This is a genomic window from Neobacillus niacini, assembly GCF_000759675.1.
Lineage (GTDB): Bacteria > Bacillota > Bacilli > Bacillales > Cytobacillaceae > Neobacillus > Neobacillus niacini_A.
In genome coordinates this window covers 1-12,790 of the sequence record NZ_BAWM01000018.1, presented here as the reverse complement: position 1 = coordinate 12,790, position 12,790 = coordinate 1, and the positions used below count along the sequence as shown (strand labels likewise).

The window sequence follows — 12,790 nt, the reverse complement described above, 5'->3', positions numbered from 1 at the left end:
TATATGAAAAAAATTATCTTATTTCTAGTATTATTTATAGTAATTTGTATAGGGGTTTTTATTAAAGTATATGCAAGTGCCCAGGAACCTCTAAATATTGCAGAAGAAAAAGCTGTTTCCTTGGCAAAAGAAAAGGTCGAGTTAAGTGAAGTAGAGGATTTCCATATCTATCATGGAACAGAAACTGTAAGTGTTCTTGAGGGGAAAAATAAAAAAGGTGAAAATATCATCGTATGGATTCCTGAGAAGAGCAAGAAAGTAATTTGGGATAAACGCAAAAATGGAATTTCCAAAGAGGATGCAGTTCAAAGACTGTTGGATGAGAAAAATCCAAAAAAGATTATTTCTGTAAAATTAGGAATGGAAAATAGTATCCCATTATGGGAAATTTATTACCGTTCTGAAAATAATTTAATAAATTATTATTATGTACATTTTAAAACAGGTGAATGGCTTAAAAAAATTGAAAATTTATAGCTTCGTTGAAGTAGGAGGAGAAGGAATGGCAGTGAAATTAGCAAACAGGGTAATGGCGCTTACACCGTCAACTACATTAGCAATTACAGCAAAGGCTAAAGAATTAAAGGAACAAGGGATGGATGTAATTGGTTTAGGTGCAGGTGAGCCCGATTATAACACTCCACAGCATATTTTAGACGCTGCAGCACGGTCGATGAATGAAGGACATACGAAGTATACCCCTTCCGCAGGCTTACCTGCTTTAAAGAAGGCAATCATTGAAAAATTTGAAAGAGACCAAGGTCTTTCCTATAAACCAAATGAAATCATTGTAGGGAACGGGGCAAAACATGTTTTGTATACGCTTTTTCAAGTTCTCTTAAATGATGGTGACGAGGTCATTATCCCAACGCCTTACTGGGTAAGCTACCCGGAACAAGTTAAATTAGCAGGCGGCGTTCCGATTTACGTAGACGGATTAGAGTCACAGAATTTTAAGATTACTCCTGAACAATTAGAATCGGTGATTTCTGATAGAACAAAAGCAATTATTATCAATTCGCCAAGTAATCCTACAGGTGTTATTTATACCGCCGAAGAACTGCAGGAATTAGGCAAAGTATGCCTTGAAAGAAATATATTAATTGTATCAGATGAAATTTATGAAAAGCTCATTTATGGCGATCATAAACATGTATCCATTGCACAGCTATCTCAGGAGTTAAAGGAGCAGACGATTGTTATTAATGGAGTTTCAAAATCACACTCGATGACAGGCTGGCGTATTGGTTATGCAGCTGGAAATAGGGAGATTATAGAGGCAATGACAAATCTTGCGAGTCATAGTACCTCTAACCCGACAACAACTGCTCAGTATGCCTCTATTGCCGCCTATAATGGTCCAGAAGAGCCAGTAGAAGAAATGCGTCAGGCATTCGAACATCGATTAGAAGTGATCTATGATCAATTAGTTTCAATACCGGGCTTCACCTGTGTAAAGCCTCAAGGAGCTTTTTACTTATATCCAAATGTAAAGGCTGCCGCTGAAATAACAGGATATCATGATGTAGATGCATTTGTTGAAGCCTTACTGGTAGAAGCTAAGGTAGCTGTTATCCCGGGATCTGGGTTCGGTACACCAGATAATATCCGTCTATCCTACGCAACCTCTCTAGACCTACTAGAAAAAGCAGTAGCAAGAATGAAGGATTTTGTTGTAGCAAAACGTCAAGCATAAAATATTGGATTTCCAAAAGAAAGTCTGCACCTGCAGGCTTTTTACTTTTCTTATAAAATCTGGTTATTCCAATCCTCTTACTCAAAGAGGTTGTTCATGTTATACTAATCAAGAGGTGTCGTAAGGATGAAAACAAATATATTATCATGGCTTCAGGAAGGTAATATAACGGTTCCTGCTGTATTATTTTCTGAGTACCGAAATATGAATCTTAATGAATATGAGCTTGTTCTTTTATTAAATATTATCTCTTTTATAGAAAAGGGAAATGACTTCCCTACCCCAGAAGAGCTTTCCTCACGAATGACGATTACTATTTCAGAATGCAACGAAATGCTGCGAAGATTAATCCAAAAAGGGTATATTGAAATAATAGATGAATACTCATCAGAAGGAATCCGGTTTGAGAAATACTCTGTAGAACCCTTGTGGGAACGACTCGTTGAACAGTTTTTAATGAAAAATAAACATACTCAAGAAGTTAGCAAGAAGACAGACGAAAGTGATCTTTACACGTGCTTTGAGAAGGAATTTGGACGTCCCTTATCCCCATTTGAGTGTGAATCACTAGCAATGTGGATGGATGATGACCACCATGATCCCATTATCATAAAGGCTGCATTGCGAGAATCGGTCATGTCAGGAAAGTTAAATTTCCGGTATATTGACAGGATTCTTTTTGAATGGAAAAAGAATGGCATAAAGACCATTGAACAAGCGAAAAATCATGGTCGAAAGTTTCGCCAAAAGCAAACGCCAATTCGACCAGCTCAAGATTCCCAAGCCTCTACAACTAATTCTGGGCCCTTCTACAATTGGCTTGAGCAATAAAACCTACTAAACGGGAGGAAAATTTCTCTCGTTTGTTTCCATTTATTAACCAACTGGAAGGTGAAATTACTATGTTAAACAATACGCAAATTCGTTTTTGTTTAGATAAAATGGACGAAATGTTTCCTGACGCCCATTGCGAACTAAGACATTCAAATCCTTTTGAGCTTGTGATTGCAGTGGCTTTATCTGCACAATGTACGGATGTTCTCGTCAATAAAGTGACAAAGGAATTATTTAAAAAATACAAAACACCAGAGGATTATTTAGGAGTATCGCTAGAAGAACTGCAAAATGATATACGCTCCATTGGACTCTACAGAAACAAAGCTAAGAATATCCAAAGTCTGTGCCGATTATTGTTGGATGAATATGATGGTGAAGTTCCACGTGACCGTGATGAATTAACAAAACTTCCGGGTGTTGGCAGAAAAACGGCAAATGTTGTCGTGTCAGTGGCATATAATATTCCAGCTATAGCTGTAGATACTCACGTTGAGAGAGTAAGTAAGCGACTTGGAATATGCCGCTGGAAGGATTCCGTATTAGAAGTCGAAAAAACATTAATGAAAAAGGTACCAAAGGACGAGTGGTCTGTTACCCATCATAGATTGATTTTCTTTGGCAGATATCATTGTAAAGCTCAAAACCCACAATGCCCTAGCTGCCCTTTATTAGAGCTGTGCAGGGAGGGTAAAAAGAGAATGAAGGGAAGGGAAGTAGTGAATGGATAATCAAAAAATCATCCCTTTTCTGGAAGAATTAGAATTAGAGGTTCAGGGTGAAAATGGTGCAGCCATTTCACTGCTTTTATCAGATTGGGAAAGGGTAAAAGGTGAACTTGAGACTTTTTATCGGGATCGAGATCAAAAATCCACACTTCAATTGATGAAAAAAGGGATTGGTTTTTTCATTCAATTTTTATATTTGTCAAATGACAGAAAAGTTAATTCAAAAGAACCTATTCCATTTAATCTATTAGAGATAAAACCGGTTAATCTCGATGAAAGATTTACCTATATACTTTCGAGGCCGAACTTATTTCATTCTTACCGCCAGCTCTCTGAGTTGTTTACGGAGCAAGAAAAACTATTTGCTAAGAAAAATATCACAAAAAAGCGTCTAAGCCAAAAGGGCTAGACGCTTTTTTTGTATCGGAGTGTTATCCTCCATTTCTACCATTACCATTACCATTGCCATTCCCGTTACCGTTTCCAGGCTCAGTGGTTACAGGTTCATCACCACCAACATTGCCGGCTCCTTCGCCCACACCATTGCCCTCACCTTCACCATTTTCTTCCTGCTGCGGCAAAGGTATATTGACTGTTGTTGTGGCAGGGTCACTTCTTTTGTCACCTACAATAGCAACGATTGTAATGCTATAAGTTGTACCTGGTGTTGGATTCTGAAGCGTAACTACTTTTTCTGAAATCGTTGATGTTATTGGTGCTATACCATCATTTATAGTAATTTCGAATTGGACATTAGCATTTTCTGAATTATTGTAATCCCATGTTAGGCTCACTTCATTTTTAACCGCATCATAGATAGCTTTTGGATTACTAGGAGCAGCAATCTTTTTGTATTTCCCTGAGACCGTTTTTGGTGCATGACCTTTCACGGCATACTCTGTAATAACCTCACTATCCGGAGTGAATTCACCTGCTAATGCAGGTGGTTTAGATCCTTTTTCAATCCTAACCTTTTGGACGCTATCTGGAACAGGGAAGTCAGGTGTCTTGATATCTTTTGACACATATTCCATTAGATTCTTAAAGATTAATTGTGCAATTTTTTGATCTGCACCTGGTTGAATAGGTGTTTTAATACTAGAATAACCCGTCCAAACAGCCGCAGTATAGTTGGTTGTGTACCCTGCAAACCATGCATCAGGAACAACCCTGCCGTCTGTAATATTCCATTTTTTCATATCAGCTTCAGTATAGTTAGTTGTACCTGTTTTCCCTGCAATCGGAAGTCCTGGAACTCTTGCTGCCGTACCAGTACCTGGAGAAACAAGAACGCTCTTTAACATATCTGTAATCATGAAAGCAGTAGAATCCTTCATGACAAGTTTTGATTCTGGTGCAGTGTCAAGGACAGTACCGTCTCGAAGCACAATTTTTTTCACTGCATAAGGCTTCGTATACATGCCGTTGTTTCCAAAAGCACTGTAGGCTCCTGCCATTTGGAGAGGAGAAACCCCTACTGTTTTTCCACCGAAGCCTCCAATGGCATAGGACTCAAAAATCTCTTTTAGCGGTATCCCTAAGTTGATAGCAAATTCTTTAGCCTCTTCTAAACCAACCTGCTGAAGTGCCTGAACCGCAGGAGTATTTCTGGAATACTGCAGGGCAGTACGCATTGAAATTGGCCCCATATATTTGTTATCCCAGTTACCAAACTCTTGACCAGTGGAATACTTTATAGGTTTATCATCAATTGTTTGATAGGTGCCCCAATTTAGATATTCAATGGCTGGAGCGTAATCTAGGACTGGTTTTATCGTTGAACCAGGCTGCCGCTGTGTATCAATCGCATAGTTAAATCCACGACTTACCTCTTGATTTCGTCCACCGCCAATTGCACGAATTTCTCCTGTTTTTGTATCAATGAGAGCAATACCTGCTTGAAATTCAGCATCTGGATAATTTATGACTTCATCTGAATTTAGAATGGTATTCACATGCAATTGTGCATTTTTATCAAGGGTTGTATGAATGGTTAACCCATCAGAGAAGATATCAAAGTCTCCTTGATCCTCCACTTCGTCAATAACTGCGTCGACAAAAGAATCAAAAGGCTTTTCGTCTCTAACTCTTTCCTCATCTTTCACCAATGTGGAAGTCACTGGAACACTTTTTGCTTCTTCCATTTGTTCTTTAGTGATATATCCATGCTGTTCCATTAACATTAAAACAATATTACGTCTTTTTTCTGCCAAATCAGGATGGTCAAATGGATTATAATTATTTGGGCTTTGCGGCATTCCAGCCAGCTGTGCGGCTTCTGGAAGGGTAAGCTCCTTTAATTCCTTGCCATAAAAAATTTTTGCAGCCGTTGCGAGTCCATGACTGTTTTCGGATACAAAGACTTTGTTCACATACATTTCAAAGATTTGGTGCTTTGTATATTTTTGTTCTAGCTGATAGGCCATCCATGCTTCCTGTACCTTACGCTTCAAGGTTTTTTCTGGAGTTAAAAATGAATTCTTGATGACCTGCTGTGTAATCGTACTTGCCCCTTCAGAACCAAATCCTTCTCGGAAATTGGCGACAACGGCTCCAGCCAGACGGATGGGATCCAAACCATGGTGCTTATAGAAACGAACATCCTCCACCGCTAAAACAGCATCTTCAACTAGTTTTGGTATATCCTTATAGTTTACATATTCACGGTTTACCGAACCAACTTCTGCGATCAGCTCGCCATCTTTATCTAAAACTTTAGAGGAGATGGGGTCTTTTAATAATTTCGGATCAAGTTTAGGTGTATCCTTTACTAAATAAGCGAAAGTTCCAACGCCAGCCAAAATACCAATTATGCCAAGGGCAACAAGGACTAGAAAAATTTTCTTAACAATACCACTAGGTTTTTTCTTCGCTTTTTGTTTTCCTTTAGACTGTTGGAGTTTTTTACGGCGCTCCTCTCTCGATTCTGCCATGATAAATTTCCTTCCTTTCATACTTCAACCATTTTCATTAAATCTAAAAATGAAAAAGAGTATCTATTATTTTAATATAGTCAATTCTAGGTTGAAATCCAAGCGGAATTAAAACTCCTATTTGCTCGATTTCTTCTTTTGTAATGGATTTTCTACCTCCATTTTTCATTCTTTCCCAAAAAGATAACAAGTGTTTCGCTTTTAGTAGATATACTTGTTCAATCTTTGAAAACCGGAGAATTACAAAACAAATTCCACCTTGTGTAACAACTTCCTGCATATGATCGATTTGATGCTGATGAAAATTTTTTAATGGAAAAGAGGTCGAATTTGCCGTTTCCTTCGCCTCAAAATCGATGTATTTACCTTTATATACCCCGTTATAGTCAGTGGTCGAAGCTTGTTTAAAATAAGCTTCTTTGATCACAGCAGCACTTCTTTTAGGAAAATCAACCTGAACAATTTGAACGGGTGTAGGTTTTTTATGAATCACAGCAATTTTTCTAACTCGGTAATATTCATTCGTATCGTTCAAATCATCTTCGAGGGTCATTCCTCTATTACTATAGGAGTGATTACTTTGCTTCTTTACTTTGGTTTCTGTTTCGGTCCCTTTTGGAACGTACCTTTTTCCGTTTGGATAATTAAAATTCATGATAAGCACCTCTCAAGCTATTACTTATCATATCAAATCTCAGTTGCTATGGGGTGTATAAAATTATCTGGTAAACGCACGCTAATAAAAATAATGTACCTTGTCACGCTAGAAAAAGCATGATTCTTTTTTCATAAATAATCAATTCTCAAAAACTACCGTTTACGAAAGCAGGAAGATGAATATGAATCATCTTACAATACATGAGATTGAGACCATCAGTCAAATTAAAGGCGAAAGAGATAAAAAGAATCTTGATAATATTTCAAGGACTGACGCATATTTCTCTTATTTTAAAAGGAACCCAGATATTATTTGGTCATTCCTGGCAAGCATGGTTTCTAGGAATGGGGGGTGGAATATGTGTGATCTGGAGGGACCTGCCTTTCGAGAAATCATCGAGCCTAGAACAAGAAAAGACCTCTTCATAACCTTTGAACGAGCCAATTGGCTGATTTTCCATGATGTATACCCTCAATTACTGGTCTATCAATATTCGACGAGAATAAAGCGTCCAATGTTTCATCTCCTTCCATTCTTTAAATGTTCTGAATTTATTCAAAAAGAGTGGGAGAGGTACTGGAGAGAGGGGAATCGTGAAAGGCTTACAACTGCATTAATCATCAATGAGCAAAATGTTATCCATGCACCTGTTTTCCAGCATCCAATCTATAAAAAAAGGGTATTCCATTCGTGGATCTTTAATGTTCAAGATTGGCTTCATTTTAGCTGTGTTCTATTTCCAACATGCGGGGGAGAATTGTATGGTACAAGTGTAAATGGCTTTAAATCACTTTCTAAACGAATTAATCTGGGAAAGAGGCTGGCAAGAATTTTGACACACCCTCGCTTATTTCCGTTTTTTTTCGAGTTTGCTGATAAAACTCCACATACTGGGTCGCGTTATGATTACGAACAATATTTTAAGACTAAAACAAATCGTAAAACACCGATATTAAGAGCAACTTATCCGATTTTTGACCACAATCATTATGAATATCAGGATTGGAGTAAGAATCGCTTGATTTCCCCAGCATGGCTTTATTTTTCAGCTAAACATCGCCATCCTATTCATTTAACCGATTGGTACTTTGAAAAATCAAATCAGCTTGATTTAATACTTGCTTTGCATAGAGCAGCACACGTAAAGAAAATATAAATAGCAAGGCAAATGCCTTGCTTTGTTTCTGCAAAGTATAGGATTTTCGACTTTGATAATTGTCCAGCGCAATCAGCCTAGGCGCTTACGCTTTTCTAATCTGCTGGACGATTTGGTCCTTCGAGCTTTTTATCACCATAGCCAACTTTATTTTCTACTTGTGATGTTCCTGTTTTTTTGTTTTGTTTCTTTTTTGACATTATCAACACCTCCAATTTTAGCTTGTTCGATTTTTCCATTTTTCATGCGAATTGAGATAGTGTCGAATAGAAAGGTAATAAATGCTAAATTCACACTTTCTTTGCCGAATCTCTTCTAGTTTTGTCAGTGAGGGAGGAAGCCTTAAATAGAAAGAGAATAGTACTTAGTATAAAAATCGCGAGGAGGTTCTTAATTTGATGAATTCGTCATTGCCGGAAAAGGAAAAGCTGCTTTCTATGCTGACAGAGATATATGATCAATTAGAAGAATTGGAGATTGTTTTAGAAGCATCTTTCTTAGACCTTCGCATTCAAATGAATAATGAGGAGCTAAATAAATTATCGGCACCCGTACAAAGACTCTCTAAGCTTGAAAAAAAATTAGATAGAATAAATCCAACATCAAATGAAGAACAAAGCAATTCTGTTACCAAAGCGCTAAAACTTGAAATGGGCTTTTGGTTACCGATAGAATATGAATAAGATCCGATTGAGTAGCTTTAATAAAAAGCTGCTTTTTATTTTGTAGGCTGTGTTAGTGCAAATTTTTAAATTTTTGCACTCTGTTGATTGGAGCGGAAGGCACGAAGATCCTCGAAAATGCTATCGCATTTCATTCGTGCGATGATTATTCACTGAAGCCTATTCAATGTCCTGCGGGAGGACGGGGCTGGTGAGACCCCGCAGGCGCTTAAGCGCCGAGGAGGCGGTTAGTACCCGCGGAAAGCGAAGTGCCTGGAGCGGAAATCAACAGACAATTTAAACACAGCCATATTGTAAATACAGAAAGGAAATATGGGCGATGTCAGAAAAAATTCTCGAGTTAACAAAAAAGCTGCTTAACTATAACCATTTATTTATTAAATACTTCGAGGAAGCTCGGGAAAATGGGACCAGCCATGATTTTCATGAGGTAATTAAGCCATTTGCTAATGAGGTAAAGATTGCTGCGCATGAATGGAGCACTTTGATGAGAAATTGGTTAGCAAATACTTCACAAAAGCACCTTCATCCAAAACAAATCGACACCACTTTAGAACATATGGACCAATTGTCCATACAGGCATTTTTCCCAAAAACAAGCAAATCAAGATTCTTAAATGCAAATAGGACAGTTGAATTTTTTCTTCTAGAAATAGTGAAAGAATTAGAAAAATAAAAAGAGATGCAAAGATTGCATCTCTCTTAGGGCTTGCCTAGCTGTATTTTTTCTTTTTTATGAATTTTCGATGAGGGAGTCTTCTTTATAATCGTCAGGAATCACGGCGCCTAGAGCTTCAAGCTCACCTACAAGCAGGCGATATTTTTTTATGTCAATCTCGTTATGAATATAGGCCTTCTTAGCAAAATCCATTAATGCGTTCACATCATCAGTGCTGTAATCACGACTTTGATTAAATTTGCTTTTAAGTGAGCGAATGTCCATATGTAACTCCTCCTTCATCTTTTTTTTATAGTACCATGAAAAAAAAGGATTCCTAGTTTTTAAAATATTTAAACTTTAGACAAAATTCTCCGCATTTTGACATTGATATCTATTTGAAAATATGCACCCTTCGCATCATTGATACATAGTTTGTAGTAATGAAAACGCGGAGGAGATGTTTGCCCATGTACGGTAGAAATAGATCAAATTATTATTTAAATTATGGATACTCGGGGCAAATGAATTACAGGAGCCCCGGTTATTATCCATCAAATTTTCAATCGGTTCCTCGTAATCAGCCATATCATTACCAAGCAGTACAAAGTATGGAATGGTACCCATATCAACAACCGAACCCTTACTTTCAACAGTCCTATCAACCACCATATCCACCATATGAATCGACCTATCAGACTAGTGGAATACCTCAGCAAATGCCCAATACAACGGGGCATTATCCTCCTAAAGATGCACAATTTCTATTTGAAAATCCGCTGCAGCCTAAGGAGGAAAAGATACCTAATCAGTATATGCCGCAAATGAACGGTTACACGGGGATGAACCCATATCCAAAACCCAATGGGATGCTGAAACAACCTGGGGGTATTCAAACTTTAATGAATTCATTTAAATCACAAGACGGGACAGTAGACGTTAATAAGATGGTGAATACTGCTGGGCAGATGGTAAATGCTGTCACACAAGTATCCTCTTTAGTCAAAGGTCTTGGAGGAATTTTTAAAGCATAGAAAAGTAAAAAGACGGCTAAAAGCCGTCTTTCTTATTGGTTATTTGTCGAAAAATTTATTGGTTGATTTAATTCTTTTAGTTCTTTAGTCCTCTATATTTATCATTTTTCCTCTAACCAGTGGAATTCGAATGGTTAGTAATCCGTCCCGATAAAAGGCCTTTACCAATTTTTCATTAATGAGCACTGGCAGGGAAATGGTTCGTGATTGTTTTTGTTGTGACACCCTTTTTTGAAAAAAGTGATTGTTTAGATCTTCTTTTGATTCAATTTCATTATTTTCGACGGAAATACTTAACTGATTAGGTAAGATATTAAGACATATTTGCTCCTTTTTAATCCCAGGAAGCTCCGCTGTAATAATGTATTCATCCTCTGTTTCCCGAACCCCAATAGGAAAAGCTCCACTAGGAAACGAACTATTAAAAAATTCGTCAATAGATTGTAAAAATCCCTTTACAGGCTTTTCATGCATAAAGTCATTCATGTTTCTAAAAATATCACGAAACTGCTCAGGTTTAAATTTCTTATTGTTATTTTGGTCACTTGGAGGCATGGATGACATCAAACTTTCCCTCACTTTCCGTATTTTATCACCATATCATATGCTCTTGCCTTGTGTTTGTGCCCTGACATAAGTTCGAGTTAAATATATGAAGTTTTTATTACAACTCTACTAAATGTGATTAATGTCACATGAAAATTATTCAAGTATTTGTATCCTTAAACAGTATTATAAGGAAAGCGAGGAAGATACATGTTTTGTAATCAATGTGAACAAACGCCAGCTGGAGGATGTACAGTGGTGGGTGTTTGTGGGAAAGATGAGACGATTTCAAGCTTGCAAGATACTCTTATCTATGGATTAAAAGGAATAGCTGCCTACCGGACACATGCAAATCAACTAGGATATACGGATTCATTTGTGGATACAACAACGCAAGAAGCACTTTATATGACATTAACGAATTCTAATTTCAATGTTCAAGAACATATCGAAATGGCAATGAAGGTGGGGCAGGCTACTGTACGTGTGATGGAAATGCTTGATGAAGCCCATACAAAGCGTCTTGGCATTCCAGAGCCAATTCGAGTCAGCCAAAACAAAATTGAAGGAAAATGTATTGTTGTCTCTGGCCATAACTTGTTTGCACTCGAGGAATTATTAAAGCAGACTGAAGGAAAAGGTATAAATATTTATACACATTCCGAAATGCTGCCAGCACATGGGTACCCAGCATTAAAGAAATATTCTCATTTAAAAGGAAATATTGGGAAGGCTTGGTATGACCAACGACGTCTTTTTGAAAGATTCCCTGGTGCGATTTTGGCAACCACCAACTGTGTAATGCCCATTAAAGGTACATATGCGGATAGGATGTTTAGTTACGAAGTAGCGGGCCTCGAGAATGTACAAAAAATCACCAATGATGATTTTTCACCATTAATCGAGAGAGCTCTTGAGCTTCCTGAAGCGGATATACATTCAGACGAAACCTTGCTTACAGGTTTCCATCATGAAACCGTTCTTGGCTTAGCGCCAGAGGTAATTGAGGCTGTGAAGGCTGGGAAAATTAAACGCTTCTTTGTAATTGCAGGCTGTGACGCCCCTGGTACAGGAGGAGAATATTATCGTGAATTAGCAACATCACTTCCACAAGAAACAGTTATTTTGACAACATCTTGTGGTAAGTTCCGTTTTAACGATGTTGATTATGGTGTTATACCTGGCACAAACATTCCACGTTATATTGATTTAGGACAGTGTAATAACTCAGGATCTACTGTCAAAATTGCAATGGCACTTGCGGATGCATTTGGCTGTGAAATCAATGAACTGCCAGTTAGTATCGTATTATCCTGGTTCGAGCAAAAAGCTGTGGCTATTCTATTAGGACTATTTAGCTTAGGAATACAGGATATTCGTATTGGACCAAAGTCGCCTGAATTTATTTCAGAAGGTGTTTTACAGGTTCTCCAAGAAACATTTAACTTAAAATTAATTGGTACTGCTCAAAAAGACATGGAAGATATGCTTCAGCTATCAGAAGTATAATAGAAAAAAAACCGCAGCTAAAAGTGTAACGGGTACACTTTGGGGTGCAAAAATGGAAATAACAAGTCAAAACAATGGCTCATTCACCAGTTTTTCACCACCTAATTAGTGGGACAATTCATATATGTTTTTCCAACTTACTATCCTGTGGTTTTTGCCCTCCATCAGCTTTATGAAGGACACTTCTCCTGTACTCCTACTGAGTTTTGTCCTTCATCGGCTTTATGAAGGACATTTCTCTTGATTTCCTACGGGGTTTTGTCCTTCATTGAGTCAAGTCCTGATTATTGTGTAAAATCAAAAGCAATTGTTTTCAACTTTTTCTTTGATGATTCTCTATCCATACCCTTTCATT

Annotated in this window: 14 protein-coding genes; 10 read left to right on the top strand and 4 right to left on the bottom strand. The window is 37.6% G+C overall.

Translation table 11 applies throughout. The features are described 5' to 3' along the window. Positions 1 to 3: 3 nt before the first annotated feature. From TR08_RS08185 to TR08_RS08165, 5 genes are all read left to right on the top strand, one after another. Entirely contained in the window at positions 4 to 477 is a 474-nt protein-coding gene (locus TR08_RS08185) for a cell wall elongation regulator TseB-like domain-containing protein (protein ID WP_045517301.1), read from the top strand. A gap of 25 nt (positions 478 to 502) precedes the next feature. Continuing rightward, on the top strand, positions 503 to 1,696 hold the full coding sequence (locus TR08_RS08180) for a pyridoxal phosphate-dependent aminotransferase (RefSeq protein ID WP_045517300.1): 1,194 nt from the start codon (positions 503 to 505) through the stop codon (positions 1,694 to 1,696). A gap of 126 nt (positions 1,697 to 1,822) precedes the next feature. Next, positions 1,823 to 2,527: a DnaD domain-containing protein gene (locus tag TR08_RS08175; RefSeq protein ID WP_045517299.1), complete on the top strand. Its 705-nt coding sequence runs from the start codon at positions 1,823 to 1,825 to the stop codon at positions 2,525 to 2,527. Between the two features lie 71 nt (positions 2,528 to 2,598). Continuing rightward, a complete protein-coding gene (nth, locus tag TR08_RS08170; protein WP_045517846.1) occupies positions 2,599 to 3,261 on the top strand; it encodes an endonuclease III in 663 nt (220 codons plus the stop codon). Further along, entirely contained in the window at positions 3,254 to 3,667 is a 414-nt protein-coding gene (locus TR08_RS08165) for a YpoC family protein (protein WP_052427393.1), read from the top strand. The genes nth and TR08_RS08165 overlap by 8 nt, the downstream gene beginning before the upstream one ends. A gap of 22 nt (positions 3,668 to 3,689) precedes the next feature. Here the strand turns inward: TR08_RS08165 and TR08_RS08160 are convergent, their stop codons facing one another. Next, the gene (locus TR08_RS08160) at positions 3,690 to 6,191 is read right to left on the bottom strand and encodes a penicillin-binding protein 1A (protein WP_045517297.1); all 2,502 of its coding nucleotides are present in this window, start codon (positions 6,189 to 6,191) and stop codon (positions 3,690 to 3,692) included. A gap of 43 nt (positions 6,192 to 6,234) precedes the next feature. Then, complete coding sequence (gene recU, locus TR08_RS08155) at positions 6,235 to 6,846, bottom strand: Holliday junction resolvase RecU (protein WP_045517296.1); 612 nt, start codon at positions 6,844 to 6,846, stop codon at positions 6,235 to 6,237. Between the two features lie 184 nt (positions 6,847 to 7,030). Here recU and TR08_RS08150 point away from each other — a divergent pair, with 184 nt between their 5' ends. The 3 genes from TR08_RS08150 to TR08_RS08140 all read left to right on the top strand — a co-directional run bounded on the left by TR08_RS08150 (position 7,031) and on the right by TR08_RS08140 (position 9,364). Beyond that, complete coding sequence (locus tag TR08_RS08150) at positions 7,031 to 8,005, top strand: DUF2515 family protein (RefSeq protein ID WP_045517293.1); 975 nt, start codon at positions 7,031 to 7,033, stop codon at positions 8,003 to 8,005. Between the two features lie 398 nt (positions 8,006 to 8,403). Then, positions 8,404 to 8,688 (top strand): hypothetical protein, encoded by a 285-nt coding sequence (locus TR08_RS08145; protein ID WP_045517843.1) that lies wholly within the window; start codon positions 8,404 to 8,406, stop codon positions 8,686 to 8,688. Between the two features lie 319 nt (positions 8,689 to 9,007). Next, complete coding sequence (locus TR08_RS08140; protein WP_045517291.1) at positions 9,008 to 9,364, top strand: DUF1798 family protein; 357 nt, start codon at positions 9,008 to 9,010, stop codon at positions 9,362 to 9,364. A gap of 57 nt (positions 9,365 to 9,421) precedes the next feature. Here TR08_RS08140 and yppF read toward each other — a convergent pair whose 3' ends face one another. Further along, positions 9,422 to 9,631, bottom strand: coding sequence for a YppF family protein (yppF, locus tag TR08_RS08135; protein WP_045517289.1), 210 nt, complete (start codon positions 9,629 to 9,631; stop codon positions 9,422 to 9,424). A 185-nt stretch (positions 9,632 to 9,816) separates the two neighbouring features. Here yppF and TR08_RS08130 point away from each other — a divergent pair, with 185 nt between their 5' ends. Continuing rightward, positions 9,817 to 10,380 (top strand): YppG family protein, encoded by a 564-nt coding sequence (locus tag TR08_RS08130; protein WP_045517287.1) that lies wholly within the window; start codon positions 9,817 to 9,819, stop codon positions 10,378 to 10,380. 84 nt (positions 10,381 to 10,464) lie between these two features. On the opposite strand, the gene TR08_RS08125 is transcribed toward TR08_RS08130, so the two are convergent. Beyond that, positions 10,465 to 10,944, bottom strand: coding sequence for an Hsp20/alpha crystallin family protein (locus tag TR08_RS08125; RefSeq protein WP_045517285.1), 480 nt, complete (start codon positions 10,942 to 10,944; stop codon positions 10,465 to 10,467). A gap of 192 nt (positions 10,945 to 11,136) precedes the next feature. Between TR08_RS08125 and hcp the strand changes: the two genes are divergently transcribed. Beyond that, positions 11,137 to 12,435, top strand: coding sequence for a hydroxylamine reductase (hcp, locus tag TR08_RS08120; protein ID WP_045517283.1), 1,299 nt, complete (start codon positions 11,137 to 11,139; stop codon positions 12,433 to 12,435). Positions 12,436 to 12,790: the final 355 nt, after the last annotated feature.

What these genes read in the sequence shown, in the direction of transcription:
- TR08_RS08175 (WP_045517299.1), top strand. Translation starts at nt 1,823, where the DNA reads ATGAAAACAAATATATTATCATGGCTTCAGGAAGGTAATATAACGGTT.
- TR08_RS08140 (WP_045517291.1), top strand. Translation starts at nt 9,008, where the DNA reads ATGTCAGAAAAAATTCTCGAGTTAACAAAAAAGCTGCTTAACTATAAC.
- TR08_RS08130 (WP_045517287.1), top strand. Translation starts at nt 9,817, where the DNA reads ATGTACGGTAGAAATAGATCAAATTATTATTTAAATTATGGATACTCG.
- TR08_RS08125 (WP_045517285.1), bottom strand. Translation starts at nt 10,944, where the DNA reads ATGTCATCCATGCCTCCAAGTGACCAAAATAACAATAAGAAATTTAAA.
- nth (WP_045517846.1), top strand. Translation starts at nt 2,599, where the DNA reads ATGTTAAACAATACGCAAATTCGTTTTTGTTTAGATAAAATGGACGAA.
- yppF (WP_045517289.1), bottom strand. Translation starts at nt 9,631, where the DNA reads ATGGACATTCGCTCACTTAAAAGCAAATTTAATCAAAGTCGTGATTAC.
- TR08_RS08160 (WP_045517297.1), bottom strand. Translation starts at nt 6,191, where the DNA reads ATGGCAGAATCGAGAGAGGAGCGCCGTAAAAAACTCCAACAGTCTAAA.
- TR08_RS08180 (WP_045517300.1), top strand. Translation starts at nt 503, where the DNA reads ATGGCAGTGAAATTAGCAAACAGGGTAATGGCGCTTACACCGTCAACT.
- TR08_RS08165 (WP_052427393.1), top strand. Translation starts at nt 3,254, where the DNA reads ATGGATAATCAAAAAATCATCCCTTTTCTGGAAGAATTAGAATTAGAG.
- TR08_RS08150 (WP_045517293.1), top strand. Translation starts at nt 7,031, where the DNA reads ATGAATCATCTTACAATACATGAGATTGAGACCATCAGTCAAATTAAA.
- TR08_RS08145 (WP_045517843.1), top strand. Translation starts at nt 8,404, where the DNA reads ATGAATTCGTCATTGCCGGAAAAGGAAAAGCTGCTTTCTATGCTGACA.
- recU (WP_045517296.1), bottom strand. Translation starts at nt 6,846, where the DNA reads ATGAATTTTAATTATCCAAACGGAAAAAGGTACGTTCCAAAAGGGACC.
- TR08_RS08185 (WP_045517301.1), top strand. Translation starts at nt 4, where the DNA reads ATGAAAAAAATTATCTTATTTCTAGTATTATTTATAGTAATTTGTATA.
- hcp (WP_045517283.1), top strand. Translation starts at nt 11,137, where the DNA reads ATGTTTTGTAATCAATGTGAACAAACGCCAGCTGGAGGATGTACAGTG.